Source organism: Hankyongella ginsenosidimutans, from assembly GCF_005144965.1.
In the GTDB taxonomy this organism is placed as follows: domain Bacteria; phylum Pseudomonadota; class Alphaproteobacteria; order Sphingomonadales; family Sphingomonadaceae; genus Hankyongella; species Hankyongella ginsenosidimutans.
On record NZ_CP039704.1, the window covers coordinates 2,401,727 to 2,416,286 of the forward strand.

Annotated in this window: 18 protein-coding genes and 2 pseudogenes; 6 read left to right on the forward strand and 14 right to left on the reverse strand. The window is 65.4% G+C overall.

Features of this window, described 5'->3' with window-relative positions; genetic code table 11:
• Positions 1–132 precede the first annotated feature (132 nt).
• Positions 133–297, forward strand: a complete 165-nt coding sequence (locus E6W36_RS23660; protein WP_425459644.1) for a hypothetical protein — start codon at positions 133–135, stop codon at positions 295–297.
• 217 nt (positions 298–514) lie between these two features.
• Here E6W36_RS23660 and E6W36_RS19440 read toward each other — a convergent pair whose 3' ends face one another.
• From E6W36_RS19440 to E6W36_RS19450, 11 genes and pseudogenes are all read right to left on the reverse strand, one after another.
• Entirely contained in the window at positions 515–1,195 is a 681-nt protein-coding gene (locus tag E6W36_RS19440) for a hypothetical protein (protein WP_246048421.1), read from the reverse strand.
• 14 nt (positions 1,196–1,209) lie between these two features.
• Positions 1,210–2,109 (reverse strand): pyrroline-5-carboxylate reductase, encoded by a 900-nt coding sequence (gene proC, locus E6W36_RS14145; protein WP_342776684.1) that lies wholly within the window; start codon positions 2,107–2,109, stop codon positions 1,210–1,212.
• Entirely contained in the window at positions 1,998–2,351 is a 354-nt protein-coding gene (locus tag E6W36_RS14150; RefSeq protein ID WP_342776685.1) for a YbjN domain-containing protein, read from the reverse strand. The genes proC and E6W36_RS14150 overlap by 112 nt, the downstream gene beginning before the upstream one ends.
• The gene (locus E6W36_RS22305) at positions 2,318–2,503 is read right to left on the reverse strand and encodes a type III secretion system chaperone family protein (protein ID WP_342776686.1); all 186 of its coding nucleotides are present in this window, start codon (positions 2,501–2,503) and stop codon (positions 2,318–2,320) included. Before E6W36_RS22305 ends, E6W36_RS14150 begins: the two co-directional genes overlap by 34 nt.
• A 165-nt stretch (positions 2,504–2,668) precedes the next feature.
• Entirely contained in the window at positions 2,669–3,028 is a 360-nt protein-coding gene (locus E6W36_RS14155) for an accessory factor UbiK family protein (RefSeq protein ID WP_222872999.1), read from the reverse strand.
• 21 nt (positions 3,029–3,049) lie between these two features.
• Positions 3,050–3,559: a TspO/MBR family protein gene (locus tag E6W36_RS14160; RefSeq protein WP_222873000.1), complete on the reverse strand. Its 510-nt coding sequence runs from the start codon at positions 3,557–3,559 to the stop codon at positions 3,050–3,052.
• 169 nt (positions 3,560–3,728) lie between these two features.
• Positions 3,729–4,175 (reverse strand): annotated as a pseudogene (locus E6W36_RS20970) (efflux RND transporter permease subunit); the annotation flags it as partial.
• Between the two features lie 88 nt (positions 4,176–4,263).
• Positions 4,264–6,738, reverse strand: a complete 2,475-nt coding sequence (locus E6W36_RS14165) for an efflux RND transporter permease subunit (protein ID WP_281277349.1) — start codon at positions 6,736–6,738, stop codon at positions 4,264–4,266.
• A 12-nt stretch (positions 6,739–6,750) separates the two neighbouring features.
• Positions 6,751–7,527 carry an efflux RND transporter periplasmic adaptor subunit gene (locus tag E6W36_RS14170; RefSeq protein WP_246048352.1) on the reverse strand — a complete coding sequence of 259 codons (777 nt, stop codon included), beginning with the start codon at positions 7,525–7,527 and terminating at the stop codon, positions 6,751–6,753.
• Positions 7,494–7,664 (reverse strand): biotin/lipoyl-binding protein, encoded by a 171-nt coding sequence (locus tag E6W36_RS19445; protein WP_246047749.1) that lies wholly within the window; start codon positions 7,662–7,664, stop codon positions 7,494–7,496. Before E6W36_RS19445 ends, E6W36_RS14170 begins: the two co-directional genes overlap by 34 nt.
• Positions 7,661–7,834: a hypothetical protein gene (locus E6W36_RS19450; RefSeq protein WP_246047752.1), complete on the reverse strand. Its 174-nt coding sequence runs from the start codon at positions 7,832–7,834 to the stop codon at positions 7,661–7,663. The genes E6W36_RS19445 and E6W36_RS19450 overlap by 4 nt, the downstream gene beginning before the upstream one ends.
• Before the next feature lie 385 nt (positions 7,835–8,219).
• Here E6W36_RS19450 and E6W36_RS19455 point away from each other — a divergent pair, with 385 nt between their 5' ends.
• The 5 genes and pseudogenes from E6W36_RS19455 to E6W36_RS19475 all read left to right on the forward strand — a co-directional run bounded on the left by E6W36_RS19455 (position 8,220) and on the right by E6W36_RS19475 (position 11,701).
• A complete protein-coding gene (locus E6W36_RS19455) occupies positions 8,220–8,633 on the forward strand; it encodes a hypothetical protein (RefSeq protein WP_246047753.1) in 414 nt (137 codons plus the stop codon).
• Positions 8,576–9,826: a hypothetical protein gene (locus E6W36_RS19460; RefSeq protein WP_246047754.1), complete on the forward strand. Its 1,251-nt coding sequence runs from the start codon at positions 8,576–8,578 to the stop codon at positions 9,824–9,826. The genes E6W36_RS19455 and E6W36_RS19460 overlap by 58 nt, the downstream gene beginning before the upstream one ends.
• A 60-nt stretch (positions 9,827–9,886) precedes the next feature.
• The gene (locus tag E6W36_RS19465) at positions 9,887–10,102 is read left to right on the forward strand and encodes a hypothetical protein (protein ID WP_246047755.1); all 216 of its coding nucleotides are present in this window, start codon (positions 9,887–9,889) and stop codon (positions 10,100–10,102) included.
• 350 nt (positions 10,103–10,452) lie between these two features.
• Positions 10,453–10,917 (forward strand): annotated as a pseudogene (locus tag E6W36_RS22310) (2-oxoacid:acceptor oxidoreductase family protein); the annotation flags it as partial.
• Positions 10,918–11,083: 166 nt separating this feature from the next.
• Positions 11,084–11,701: a DUF6537 domain-containing protein gene (locus E6W36_RS19475; RefSeq protein ID WP_342776892.1), complete on the forward strand. Its 618-nt coding sequence runs from the start codon at positions 11,084–11,086 to the stop codon at positions 11,699–11,701.
• Between the two features lie 269 nt (positions 11,702–11,970).
• Here E6W36_RS19475 and E6W36_RS14180 read toward each other — a convergent pair whose 3' ends face one another.
• The 3 genes from E6W36_RS14180 to E6W36_RS14185 all read right to left on the reverse strand — a co-directional run bounded on the left by E6W36_RS14180 (position 11,971) and on the right by E6W36_RS14185 (position 14,376).
• Complete coding sequence (locus tag E6W36_RS14180) at positions 11,971–12,669, reverse strand: 2-oxoadipate dioxygenase/decarboxylase family protein (RefSeq protein WP_246047764.1); 699 nt, start codon at positions 12,667–12,669, stop codon at positions 11,971–11,973.
• Positions 12,642–12,965: a VOC family protein gene (locus E6W36_RS19480; protein WP_246047765.1), complete on the reverse strand. Its 324-nt coding sequence runs from the start codon at positions 12,963–12,965 to the stop codon at positions 12,642–12,644. The genes E6W36_RS14180 and E6W36_RS19480 overlap by 28 nt, the downstream gene beginning before the upstream one ends.
• A gap of 73 nt (positions 12,966–13,038) precedes the next feature.
• A complete protein-coding gene (locus E6W36_RS14185) occupies positions 13,039–14,376 on the reverse strand; it encodes an NAD(P)/FAD-dependent oxidoreductase (RefSeq protein ID WP_222873001.1) in 1,338 nt (445 codons plus the stop codon).
• Positions 14,377–14,560 lie beyond the last annotated feature (184 nt).

Here is a 14,560-nt window from a genome sequence, read left to right on the forward strand (position 1 = left end):
GTATCGAGACCATTGTCGCATTTCAGGCCAGAATGGTCTGAAACAGAGGCAGGTTTGGCATTATCTTGAAATAATAATGCTTGCCACGCCTAACAGGGTGGGATATGCGTCAACATGGTTGACGCTTCTCCGATGACTGCCCTGTACTTGCGCGAGCCCGAGCTTCGTCGTGGTATGGAACTGCTGTTCTTCGCTTACCGCGATTTCACGCAGGCGTCTGATAGCGTGCTGGCTGAATATGGTTTCGGCCATGCGCACCGCCGGGCACTCTACTTCATCGCCAGGATCCGGGTTTGACCGTCTCCTGCCTGCTGCGGGTGCTGCGCATCACCAAGCAGAGCCTCAACCGCGTGCTCAACGAACTGCAGGAGCGCGGCCTTGTCGAGCAGCGGGTCGGCGTGACGGATCGGCGCCAGCGCCGCCTGTTCCTCACGGAGGCGGGGGCAGCTCTCGAGCGTCAGTTGTTCGAGGTGATTCGGGCACGGATGGCGAAAGCCTACGCCAACGCCGGGCCTCAGGCCGTCGCCGGGTTCTGGGCGGTGCTCGACGGGCTGATGGACGCTCCCCGCTCACCGAGGCCCGACAGTCGAAAGTCGCCTGAACCGTCAGGCAGGCGTTTCCCAGGCTTTGCCGGCGGTGCCATCCTGTCGAGCCGGTGCGCCCAGCGCTCGGCCTGCGCCAGCGCCTGGTCCAGCGCCTTGAGGGTCTTCGCCAGGTCCTCGGTCTCATCGTCCAGCCAGATGCGTGCCACCCGCAGATACAGGAACGTCAGCCCCTGTACGCGCAGCAGGCCGCGCAGGCCATGGGTTCGCACGCCAGCGGCAGCGGCGATGCGCGCCATCTGCCGTGGTGCCTTCACGGCAAACCAGGCGGCGAGCAGGGGATCGCGCGCCTGTTCCGGCAGCAGCGCCTTGATGCCGGGGCGATGCTCCTGCAGCGCATCAAGCCGCGCCATCAACACCTCGAACAGCCGGTCACGGATCGCCTGGCTGCCGCCAGCGGCGTCCGCCTCTTTCAGCGCGGTGAGCGTCGCCTGCTCGCTGATTGCATCCAGCAGGCCGTAAAAGTCGCCGTAGCGGCTGACGATCTCCGCCAGCGGGCATGGCGCGGCCTCGGCGACGGCGCGCAGGGTGGCTCCACGCCAGCCATCGCGCGCCAGAACTGTCATCGCCGCGTTCAGAAGAGCGTCCTGCATGGTCGCAAACCCTTTCAAGCCAAAGCCCGCAATTGCGCCGCCCGCGCCTGCGCCGCCGCCACGGTTCGCCGCATCAGCTCCGGCAGCTCCGGCATCAGGACGGCGAGGCCCGCCGCCGTGGTGCCGCCAGGGCTGGTGACGTCCGCACGCAGGTCCGCGGCGCTGCGGTCGCTGGCCTCGGCCAGCCTCGCGGATCCTATAACGGTCTGACGGGCCAGCCGCATGGCCAGATCGGCGGACAGTCCGGCGGATACGCCAGCCTGCGCCAGCGCCTCAATGAGGTGGAACACATAAGCCGGCCCGGACCCCGAAACGGCGGTCACGGCGTCCAGGGCGTCTTCCGTGTCGACCCACAATGTCTCGCCGACCGCCCGCATCAGCAACTCGGCACGCGCACGCATCGGCTGCGGCGTCGAGTCGGCAGCGGTAAGCGCGGCGATGCCACAGCCGATGGCCGACGGGGTATTGGGCATGGCGCGCACCACCGGGGCCTGCCCTCCGGTCAAAGCCGCCAGGCGTGCGATCGCCGTGCCGGCGGCGACCGAGAGCACAAGCGTTCCAGTGCCACACAGGCGTGCCGCCCCTGTAAGCGCTTCGCTGACTTTCTGTGGTTTGACCGCCACGACCAGCGCGTCATAGCGGCCTTCGGACGGCAGCGCCGACCAGTGGCGACCCGCCACGCTTGGCGGGGAGGGCGAGACGATATCCAGCAGGTCCGGCGGGTGGCCGGCCGCGATCCACCCGCGGGCGAGCGCGGATCCCATTTTGCCGCACCCGACCAGCAGGATGTGCGGCGCGGGCGTCATGCCTCGCCGACAGTATCCAGCAGCGAGCTCAAGCGCCTCGGTCGGCCGCTTGCCGGCCCACAGCACGAACTGGAAGACCGGGTAATAGCGCTCGCACTCGTCGACCATGACTTCCAGCAACTCGAACGCCTGGTGCGGGACAAGGGCGGGGCGTCCGGATCGAGCAGAACGGCATGGCGAAACAGCAGGTCGCCTTCGCTCGCCCACATCTCGAAGTGGCCGATCCAGAGGCGCTCGTTGATGAGGCCCAGTGTTTCATAGACAGCCGCGCGGCGGGCTTCCGGCACCTTGACGTCCAGCATGGCGACCAGTTGGATCAGGGCATCGTCCGGGCGCCAGAGAATACGCACCTGGTAGGACCCCAGGACCCGGGCGCTGCGACCATCAGTTCCTCGTCGCCGTCGCGCTCGAACGCCCAGCCCCGAGCGTGGCAGCAATGCTCGAACAGATCGAGCGGCTCAGCGCCCTCGGTGGACGGATCTTCGAAGTCCAGCGTCGACATCGCTGCGTCTCCTTCTGTTAGCGCCCGTACATACTAAACATAGTCACATTACAGTTCTGCGTACGCAAGAACTGGTATGTGCGGGGCATACATTTGTTGTGGATCGGTTTGAGCGTCCGCGCGCCTCAAAACAGCCGGGGCTGCCAGCCAAAGTTTAAGAAAACATCATATATTCAGACAGTTACTCTGCCTTCTTCGTGCGGCTGCGCGGCTTGGCGCCGGTTTGGCACTCGTCGCGGCGGCGTCGGTTTTCGTCGTCCTCGCCGCAGCCGGGCCGGCGCTGGCAAGCCGCGACTCCAATTCCGCCACGCGTGATGCAAGCTGCTCTGATTCGCTGCGGGCCCGTTCCGCCATGGCCTTCACAGCATCGAACTCGTCGCGGCGCACCAGATCGGCGCCGGCGAGGAAGCGCTCGAACTGCTGGCGCATCAAGGTCTCGACCTCACGCCCAAGACCCGCCATGGCGCCGGCGGCACCAGTCGCCAGTCGGGAGAAATCGTCGAAGAAGCGGTTTTCACCGGGCATGCTGTACATCCTTCTACGGCGTTATTTGGTCGCGCCGATCGACATCTCGACGTCGCCGCTGGAATTGATGCGCCCGGCATCCGGGTTCAAGCGCCAAACGCCAGCATTGAGATAGAGGGCGAGGGCCAGCCATGCAAGATATGGCACCATCAGCCAGCCTGCCGTGCGCCGAACCTTGAAGAACAGGATGGTTGCGACCACCGCCGCGATGAGGATCGCGATCATCAGCACGAGGCCGCCAAAGAGCTGCCGTGCGCCGAAGAAAACCGGGGACCAGGCAAGGTTCAGTGCCAGCTGGATGCAGAACGCGACAATGGCGGTCGTGCGCAGCGGGTGGCCAAACGCATGCCAGACAAACGCGAGCGCCAGGCCCAGCATGGCATACAGCACTGCCCAGGCGATGCCGAACATGGCGGGTGGCGGCGTGAAAGCGGGCTTTGCCAGAAGGTCGTACCAGCCGGCATGGCCGGTGCCGGCGAGTTGCGCGGACAAAACCCAGCGCCATGACCAGTGGCACAAAATCATCGCCATGCGGACCAAGGCCGCCCGCAACTGCCCACGGGACGCGAGTTCTGCCATATGTGCCCCTAAACGCTACTCCGCCGCGTGCGGCGCGCCGCCTTCAGCTGCTCCCTCAGCTGGCGGGCGACGGCTTCCGGCGAAGTCGTGAATCGCGCCAGCTTATTGTAGATTGCCGGGATCAGGTAAAGGGTGAGGAAGGTCGAAAGCAAAACACCCCACACCACCACGGTGCCGATTGCAACCCGTGCCCCGCGCCAGCGCCGTGCGCCACCATCAACGGCACGGCCCCGGCGATGGTCGCGATCGACGTCATGAGAATTGGCCGCAACCGCCGCTCGGCCGCCTGTTCCGCAGCGTCCTGAATGCTCAGGCCCTGGTCGCGGAGCTGGTTGGCGAACTCGACGATGAGGATACCGTTCTTGGCGGCGAGCCCGATCAGCATGATGATACCGATCTGGCTGTAGATATTGATGCTGACGCCCATGATCACCAGGCCGAGCACGCCGCCGCCCAGCGCCAGCGGCACCGTGAGCATGATGACCGCCGGGTGGATGAAACTCTCGAACTGGCCGGCCAGCACCAGGAACACGACGATCAGGGTCAGGCCGAAAATCAGGGGCAGCTGCGATCCGGCGTTGCGGAATTCACGGAGTCGCCCTTGTAGTCTATCGCCTGCACTTCGGGGATCTTGCGCGCCTCGGTCTCCAGGAAGTTCAGCGCATCGCCCAGGCTGTAGCCGTTGGCGACATCGCCCTCGAGCGTGATGGCACGCAGCCGGTTGTAGCGGTTGAGTTCAGGCGCGTCGGCCTTTCCTTGAGCGAGATCAGATTGGCGAGCGGGATCAACTGATTGCTGGCCGAGGAGCGCACATAGACGCCGTTCAGGTCGCTGGGCGTCAGCCGATCTTCTTCCCGCGCCTGCAGGATGACCTGATATTCCTCGCCGTCCTTGTTGTAGGTGGTGACGCGGCGCGAGCCCATCATGGTCTCCAGGGTCTGGCCGACGTCGGTCGCCGAGACGCCGAGATCGCCGGCGCGCGTCGTGTCGATGTTCAACAGCAGTTGCGGCTTGGTTTCCTCGTAATCCGCCTCGAGGCTGGCGATGCCGGGGTAGGCGCGCGCCTTCTGGATCAGGATGTCGCGCGCCTTGGCGAGGTCGGCGTAGGTGCCGCCACCGATCACGAACTGGATCGCCTGGCCGCCGAAGCTGCCCAGCCCCGAGGGCTGGAAGGCAGACGCCCGTACGCCCGGCAGCCCGGCAAGTTCCGGCCGCAGCTTGTTCACCACGTCGTCGGTCGTGAAGTCGCGCTCGCCCCACGGCGGCAGAATGCCGATCACCGTGCCGCTGCCGAAGTCCTCGGTGGCACCGAAGCGCCCTGGAGCGCGCACCAGCAGGCGCGTGAGCAAGCCCTCCTGCTGGTGCTTCAGCAGGCGCTGCTCGATTTCGATCATCTGCCGCTTCATCGGCTCGAAGCCGGTACCTTGCGGCGCAGTCGCGTTCAGGAAGAAGATGCCGGAGTCTTCAGGTGGAATGAGTTCCGACTTGAGGCCGCCGCCAAGAGCAAGGCAGCCTGCGACCACCAGGGCAGACACACCGGCGAGCGTGTAGCCCCGGCCGATCACCTTGCTCAGGGTTCGCCCGTAGACCCGGGTCAACGCCGCGAGTCGCGCATCCACCCAGGCGGACATGCCGCGCGGTTTCTCGCCCTGGACGTGCGGTTTCATGATCTTCGAGCAGAGTGCAGGCGTAAGGGTCAGGGCGACCAGCGCCGACACCAGCAATGCGCCGATCACCGCGAAGGACAGCTCGCGGAACAGCAGGCCGAGGTCGCCGGTCAGGAACATCACCGGCACGAACACGGCGCACACGACCAGGGTGGTCGCAATCACCGCGAAGCCGACCTGGCGTGTGCCAGTGAACGCAGCGGCAAGCGGCGACTCGCCTTCCTCGATGCGATAGTGGACGTTCTCCAGCACCACGATGGCGTCGTCGACGACCAGACCGATCGCCAGCACCAGCGCGAGTAGGGTAAGCAGGTTCACGCTGAAGCCAAGCGAGGCGAGCATGATGAACGACCCAAGCAGGCAGATCGGCACGGTGACCGCCGGGATGAGCGTGGCGCGCAGCGACCCCAGGAACAGATAGATCACCAGCACCACCAGCACGGCGGCGACGATCAGCGTTTCGTAGACAGCATTGATGGCGGCGTCGATGAAGCGGGTGCGGTCGTAGCTCACCACCATGGACATGCCCTTGGGCAGGGTCGGGTTCAGCTCCTCGACCAGCTTGTTCACGGCGTTGCCGACGTCCAGCTCGTTCGCCCCGGACTGACGCACGATGCCAAGGCTGATCTGGTTGGCGCCATTGCCGCGGAACATGGTGTAGGGATTTTCCGGCCCGACCTCGACCTTGGCGACATCACCCAGCCGCACCAGGTAGCCATCGTCACCACGCTTCACGACCAACTGCCGGAACTGGTCCGCGCTTTGGTACGGGCGCTCGACCCTTATGGTCAGATTGCGCGATGTGGACTGGATTCGCCCGGCCGGCAGCTCGACATTCTGCCGCCGCAGAGCCTGCTCGATGTCGCTGGTGGTCAACTGGTAGGCGGCGAGCGCGGACCGGCTGAGCCATACGCGCATGGCTGGCCGACCGCCGCCGCTGATGCTGACGCGGGCAACGCCGTCAACGGTGCTGAACTTGTCTGCGAGCAGGCGATCTGCATAGTCGGTCAGGTCGAGCGGCGACATGGTGTCGCTGGCGACGTTGACGAAGATGATCGGCCGCGCGTCGGCGTCGACCTTCTGAATTTCCGGCGGGTCGGCTTCTTCCGGCAGGTTGTCGAGCACTCCGGATACCCGGTCGCGGATGTCGTTGGCAGCGACGTTCACGTCCCGGCCCGGATAGAATTCGACCGAGATGTTGGAGACGCCGTCAGAACTCGACGAGGAAATCGAGCGCACGCCCTCGATGCCGCTGATCCGCTCCTCGATGATCTGGGTGATGCGCGTCTCGATCACCGAGGCGGCGGCGCGGGTAGGTGGTCTCGACAGAGACGATCGGCGGATCGATGTCCGGGTATTGGCGCACCGGCAGGCGCGAAAGGCCAGCAGCCCGAACACCACGATCAGCATCGAGATGACGGCGGCGAAGACCGGGCGGCGAACCGAGACGTCGGAGATGATCATCGTGCGCCCTCGCTACTGTATGGCGGTTGCGGACGTGGTGTTGGCGAGTGCCGGCTCCTCGGCAATCTGCGATTTGCCCGAGAGGACGCGCACCTTGTCCCCGTCGCTGATCTTGAGCGTACCCTCGACCACGACCTGCTCGCCTGCGGTCAGTCCGGTCTGGATTTCGACATAGCCTGGCTGGCGCGTCCCGGTCGTCACCGTGCGTTCGCGCACAGTTTCCGATTTCGGGTCATAGACATAAACGAATTGCTGATCGAGCCGCGGCGACAGCGCCTGTTCCGGCACGGTCAGCGACGTGCGCGGCTTGCTGGTCAGGGTGGTCAGCATCAGCATGCCGGGCTTCAGGCGCTTCTGCGCGTTCGGCAGCACGGCGCGTACGGAGACGGCGCGGGTCACCGGGTCAATCTGCGGATCGATGCTGTCGACCGTGCCGGTGAAGGTCTCGCCGGGGTAGGCGGCGGCGCGCGCTGCGATCGGCTGGCCGGGCGCCAGACCGCTCAGGAACACTTCCGGCACCGTGAAATCCAGCTTGATGCGCGAAATGTCGCTCAGGGTGATGATCGGTGTGCCGGCCTGCACGATCAGACCCTCCGACACCTGCCGCAGGCCGACGACACCGCTGAACGGCGCACGGATCACCCGGTCGGCGATGCGCGCCTGCGCGAGTGCAACCGATGCGGACGCCGAGTCGCGCAGCGCGATCTGCTGGTCTAGCTGGGCGCGGGTCGCAAAGCCTTTGTCCGCCAGTTGCTTCAGGCGCTCGAGTTGCGCCTGTGCTTCGCGCAGTTGGGCGCGGCCCTCGGCAAGCTCTGCGTCTTCCTCCCCTGCGCCAGCACGGCCAGCACCTGACCCTTGGCGACAGCCGCGCCATCGCGGATCGACAGCGACTGGATGCGCTCGGTGACGTTCGCCGAGATCGTCACCGACTCAGGGCATTGGCAGTGCCGACCGCCTCGATACGGTCGATGAACTGGCGCGGTTCAGCGGTTGCGACAGTCACCGTCGCGGGCGGGCGTTCGCCGCCGCGCTTCGTATCGGCTTTCTCACCGCTGCACGCCGCAAGCGCACCCAGGGCCGCAATGGTCGTGAGCATACGCACAGCCTGTGATCGCGGTAAGTGTTTCAGCATGGGCACCCGGAAGTCGCACGGCGATAAGCCATGGAACACAGTTTAGTATGTGAAATCGAAAGTCCAAACGGCAACGGCTTGAGGCCGGATTGCACTAAGCCTACACTCTATGCGCAGCGCGGGAAATTCCGGTCAATGCACGCCAATGCAATCGCCCGCGACTTTGGAACGGATCGTCGACGGATGTGCGCGCTACCGGTGTTAAACGGATCGGCGCGCGTGAACGGTTTATGCGGTATGCATTCCATATATTGCGCTTGATTGAACATATCTGTTGAGGCATAAAGGTCAGTGTTGCTGACTAATCTTGATCGGCAACCATAGAAGTGCCCAGAAGCCATGGGCCGCCATGCTCATTCGGGGAGCGATGCTGATGACGTTGCCGTTCGATCCGCTCAAGGTCACCTTGAACGACAAGTACACCCTCGATGAGGGGCGCGTGTTCATGAGCGGCCTGCAGGCTCTGGTGCGCCTGCCGCTGGTGCAGAAACGACGGGACCGGGCGGCTGGCCTCAATACCGCGGGATTTATTTCCGGTTATCGCGGCTCGCCGCTGGGCAATTACGATCAGGAACTCTGGAAAGCCGGCAAACTGCTCGGCAGCCATGACATCGTCTTCCAGCCCGGCATCAACGAAGACCTGGCGATGACGGCGGTCTGGGGCTCGCAGCAGACCAATCTGCACCCCGGCGCCGTTATGACGGGGTGTTCGGCCTCTGGTACGGCAAGGGCCCCGGGCTCGACCGTTCGATGGATGTGCTGAAGCACGCCAACGCCGCCGGCACCATGCCGCATGGCGGCGTGCTGGCGGTGGTCGGGGATGATCACGGTGCCAAGTCCTCGACCCTGCCGCACCAGTCGGACCATAATTTCAAGGCGGCGTTCGTGCCGTTCCTCTATCCCTCCAGCGTGCACGAATTCGTCGAGTATGGCCTGCTCGGCATCGCCATGTCCCGCTTCTCCGGGTGCTGGGTCGGCCTCAAGGTCGTCTCGGAGACCATCGAGACCTCAGGTACGGTCGATCTGGCATCCGAGCAGCGTCGCTTCATCCTGCCCGAATTCGAGGTGCCGCCGGGCGGCCTGCACATCCGCCCCGGCGACGTCTGGCGCGAGGAGGATACCCGCCTGCAGCGTTACAAGGGGTTTGCGGCGCTCGCCTTCGCCCGGGCCAACCGCATCGACCGTGTGATCTTCGATTCACCCAGGCCCCGTTTCGGCATCATCACCAGCGGCAAGTCGTTCGCTGACGTCATGGAAGCGCTGGGTGAGCTTGGCATCGACGAGAAGATCGCCGCCGACATCGGCCTGCGGCTGTACAAGGTCGGCATGCCCTGGCCGCTGGAGCCGGAAGGCGTGCGCCATTTCTGCGAAGGCCTGGAGGAAGTGCTGGTCGTCGAGGAGAAGCGCGAGTTCCTCGAGCACCAGCTCATGTGGCAGCTCTACAACTGGAACGAACAGGTGCGGCCGCGCGTCGTCGGCAAATACGACGAGACCGGTGCCTGGTTGCTGCAGCCGGACAACGAGCTGTCCTTGGGCGAGATCGCCCATGTCATCGCCAGCCGCCTGTCGCGCATCCTCTCCAGCGACCGCATCACCGACCGCCTGGCCTATTTCGCCAGCCGCGAGCAACGCCGCCGCGATTACAAAGCCGGTCGCGCGCAAACCCTATTTCTGCGCCGGCTGTCCGCACAATACTTCAACCAAAGTGCCGGAAGGCTCCCGCGCCGCCGCCGGCATCGGCTGCCATATCATGTCGATGTGGATGGATCGCAACGCGGACGCCTTCACCCAGATGGGCGGCGAAGGCTGCAACTGGGTTGGCAGCGCCCCGTTCACGGACGAGAAGCACATCTTCGTCAACCTTGGCGATGGCACCTATTTCCACTCCGGCCTGCTGGCGATCCGCCAGGCGGTCGCGGCCAAGGTCAACGCCACCTACAAGATTCTCTACAATGATGCGGTCGCCATGACCGGCGGCCAGCCGGTCGAAGGGCAGCTGACCGTTGACCAGATCGTGTGCCAGCTTCAGGGCGAGGGGTTGGCTCGATTGTCGTCGTCACCGACGATCCAGCGCGCGTGCAGTCGATCGGCGTGCCGGCCGGCACCCGGATCGAGGAGCGCAGCCTGCTCGACGAGGTCCAGCGCGAGCTGCGCGAAGTCCCCGGCGTCACCGCCATCATCTACGATCAGACCTGCGCCGCCGAGAAGCGCCGCCGCCGCAAGAAAAGCTGATGCCGGACCCCGACCAGCGCGTGTTCATCAACCCGCTGGTGTGCGAGGGCTGTGGCGATTGCTCGGTGCAGTCCAACTGTGTCGCAGTCGAGCCGCTGGAGACAACCTTCGGCCGCAAACGCCGGATCAACCAGTCGAGCTGCAACAAGGATTTCTCCTGCATCAACGGCTTCTGCCCGTCGTTCGTGACCCTGAAGGGCGCGAAGATCGCCAAGCCGTTGCTGCCCAAGTCGACCGATTTCGCCGCCAGGGTGCCGCTGCCCGAAGTGCCGGCCCTGCGCGAGGACTACAACATCTTCGTGACCGGCATCGGCGGCACCGGGGTCGTCACCATCGCCGCGCTGCTGGGCATGGCCGCACACCTGGAGTCGAAGGCCGCGACCACGGCCGACATGGCCGGCCTCGCCCAGAAGGGTGGCGCTGTCTACAGCCATGTGCGGCTGGGGCGCAGCAACGACGACCTGCGCTCGCCGCGCATCATCACCGGCGGCGTCGACCTGCTGCTGGCCTGCGACTCGGTGGTGGCGGCAGGGGCGGCAACCCAGGACCTGCTGAACCCCGCGCGTTCGGCAGCCGTGGTCAACAGCAACCAGGCTCCGGTCGCCGACTTCGTGATGAACCGCGATTTCGACTTCCAGCACGCCAGGGTCGAGCAGGCGGTGCGCGCGGCCTGCAATCCGAACCGCACCTGGGTGTTGCCGACCGAACGCATGGCGAGCGCCATCATGGGCGACGCCATCGCCGCCAACATGATGCTGCTCGGCTATGCCTGGCAGCATGGATTGGTGCCGCTGCAACTGGACAGCCTGATGCGCGCGATCGAACTGAACGGCGTCGCCATTCCGTTCAACAAGCAGGCGTTTGCGCTTGGCCGCCTGCTGGCGCACGACCGCGCCGCGGTCGAGGCGCTGATGCCCGGCGTACCGCCCGAGGCCAGCCGCCGAGACTCTGGACTCGCTGATCGCCAACCGCGTCGCCGAGCTGACCGCATACCAGAACGCCGCCTATGCGCAGCGTTACGCCATGCGCGTTGCCGCCGTGCGCAGCGCCGAACAGCGGGTCAGCCCCGGTTCCGAACGGCTGGCGTTCGCTGCCGCGCGCAACCTTTACAAGGTGATGGCCTACAAGGACGAATATGAGGTCGCGCGCCTCTACACCGACGGCCGTTTTGCGCAGAGTCTGGCCCAGCAGTTCTCCGGCTACGAGGGACTGGACGTACACCTCGCGCCACCGCTGATTTCGCCGGTCAATCCCGCAACCGGCCGCCCGGACAAGCAGCGCTTCGGCGGCTGGATGTTCACGGCGTTCCGCATACTGGCCGGCTTCAAGGGCCTGCGCGGCACCGCGTTTGATATCTTCGGCCGCACGCAGGAACGCCGTGCCGAGCGCCTGCTGGTCGCGGACTACGAGGCGCTGCTGGACGATGTGGTCAGCCGGCTGACAGCAGAGCGGATCGCGGCGGCGGTCGAACTTGCCGAGCTGCCGGATGCGATCCGCGGGTTCGGTCCGGTGAAGGAGGCCGCGCTCGCCAAGGTCAAACCGCGCTGGGAGACGCTGGTTGCAGCCTGGCGTGCAGAGCCGCAGCGGATCGCTGCTTAGAGCGTGATGACTTTAGGTTGAGCCACGCGCTAGACCGTGATGACTTTGGGTGGAATCGTCATTGCGAGGAGTCGCAAGGCGACGCGGCAATCCAGAGTTCTTTGTTTTGCCCTATGGATCGCCATCCCGGCTTTCGCCGGGACAGGCTCAGCTTTGCTGCCTCGCGATGACGTGTGGTTCAACCTAAAGTCATCAGACTCTAGAGCCCTTCTTATCGCTTTCGCTTGAGGCATTTGTATTAAAGTACCTCAATCTCAGTCGGAAAGGCTCTAGCAGGCGCTGGCAGCCGTCATCTTGAAGATGCCCTGGGCGTTGCTGGCGTCGAACGCTAGGTCGAGACGGCCATCGGGCAATTTCGCCCGCTGGATGAACTCGAAGAACGATCCAGGTACCTCACGCGCCATGGTTTTGCCGTCGGCGCCGACGAATGGGCGCGTGATCCGGTCGGCGCGGTAGGCAGTCTGCAGCACCCGGCCGGAGCGCGAGACCTCGACCGTCTCTTTCAGCGGCCGGCCGATCGCCTTCTCGGCGTCGACCAGCGCCGAGAGATCGGGCACCCGGTCGGTTGCGTGGTTGAAGGCGTTGCCCTCCGTGGCGATCCAGGCCATCTCCGCCGACTCGGCGAGCAGCAGCTCATAGTCGGCAAGTGTGGGGTCAGCGTGCTGGCGGTCGAAGCAGCGGACCAGCGCCGGCAGCAGCGCCTGCGCGTCTTCCAGCGGCAGTTCGCCCTCGGTTGCCAGCCGGGCGAGCAGCGCCTTGGCGCTGGCGTCGAGCGGGTCACGCGAACTGGCGGTCACCCGGGCAACGGTGGCGGCAAAGCCGTCCGAGAACCGCTCGGGGTGCAGTTCGCTGAGGAAAAACTGCGGCAGATCTTCCGGGTAGTCGGCATGGGTGTAGGAACGCCCGGTCATGCCCAGCCGGTCAAGCGGGTAGACCTCGTTCATCCGGTAGCCAAGCGGCAGCAGCACGCGGGTGATGGCGGCCTCCCCGGCGGGAAGCGCCCCATGCCCTCCAGCGCCACGGTGCGCAGCGCGCCATGGTCGAACACCAGTTTGCGGCCCGCCGCCTGGCAATCCGCGACATAGGCGCGCGCGGTCGGGACCCGGTCCATAAGGTCGGCGAACAGCAGGATGTTGAGCGCCTGCGCCAGCACGGCGCGGGTCGCACGCGGCTCCTGCGCGATCTCCGGGTGTACGACGATGCTGTCGGCAAGGGTCTGCGCGGCCGGGGAAGTTTTCAGCAGATGGGCAAGGGCGGACATCATGGCCTCCATTTTTCGTCTTCTTCTGCGCCTCCGCTGCTAGAATCAAGCCCCTGCGCGGCTGTTCCCGGCGTCATCAGACGGCGGCCATCTCCAGACGCTTATCCAGCGTGCGCATCTGCCGACGGAAGCTGAACTGCAGGAACCGGTATGGCTCCATCGGCTCCGAAGCGACGAACGGCAGTGTCTGCGCCTGTTGCGGGTAGGCGACCGCCATGGCGGCCGCACGCCCCATCCACAGCGCCATGCCGACCGATTCGAAATCGGTGCCGCCAGCGTAGGAGATGTTCGGCGCGTCGGAAATCGGGCCGATGAAGGGCAGGCCTTCGCCGACCCGGGCACCAAGCCCGCGCCAGTGGATCGGTAGCGGCAGGATCGGCAATTGCGGGAAGCGCGCCGCGAGCCAGGCGCCGAAGTTATTCACCTGCGCCATGGTCTGAATGCGCCCCCGCATCACGGAAGCGTCAACCGAGGCGATCAGCCGGCAATCGCTCATGAAGCGCACCGTCACGGTACCGAGCACCCCGTCTTCGAAACGGAACACGGTCGGGCGGGTAATGCCCTGGTCGGCGAGCAGGCGCGGGCTGATCGGCCGCGAGGCGACGGCGATGAACGGCCAGGGCATCACCCGGCTGCGCAGGGCCGGAATGCTGCGATGGCGCGATTGGCCATTGGTTGCGATCAGCACATGCGCGGTCTCGATCTTGCCGCCGCGGTAATGCACCTCGATGCGGTGGCCGCGCGGCGTGAGGCTGCGCACGCGCGTGTTGGCGCACACCGGCACCCCGCGCGCCATCAGTTTTTCCGCCATGCCGCGTGCAAGCGCCAACGGCGACAGCAGCGTAGCGTCCCGCATAATCAGCCGCGGCAGATCGGCATGGTCGGCTGTGTGTTCACCGCTGGTCTGCGCGGGCAGTTGCTCGTACTGCGGGCCGTCTGCGCGGGCGATCTCAAGCGCCAGTGCCGCCATGGGCGACCAGATTTTCGTATCCACGCCAAGGGTGATCAGGTCCGCGTCCTGCCGGTCTACAGGCGTGTCGATCGCCTCGCATGCGACGTTGACCAGCCCCTTGGCCTCGATGTCGACGCTGGCGAGCTGATGCAGCCGGTCCGGCCCGAGGATGGCGGCGCGGCGATAGGCGCTCAGCGGGCTTGGGCCGGCAAGCCCCATCATGCGGCCGCTGGCACCCCAGCCTGGCTCGGCGGCGTCGATCAGCACGACCTTCGCCCCATAGTCCTCGCTCAGCCGCCAGGCAGCAGACAGCCCGACCAGGCCGCCACCGATCACCACGACGTCGCAGGCCTCCACGCCTTCAAGGCGGGCGTAGGCATGATGCAGTTTTGGAGTCAGCGTCTCCCAGAGCGATCCTGAGGGCGCTCCGTAATCATACGCACTGACGTCGACCAAACCCATAACAACCGCTGCAGTTTAACCGCGGCCGGCGCGGTGAGAAGACGTTCCAGTGCCCTAGACCCTTCCCGCTTTTGATTGAACCACTTTTGGTGGGGCAATCAAAACGGACAAGAAGGGTCTACACAAAGCGTGAGAGCCTTTCTTATCGCTTTCGATTGAGGCACTTCAGCACAAGCGCCTCAAT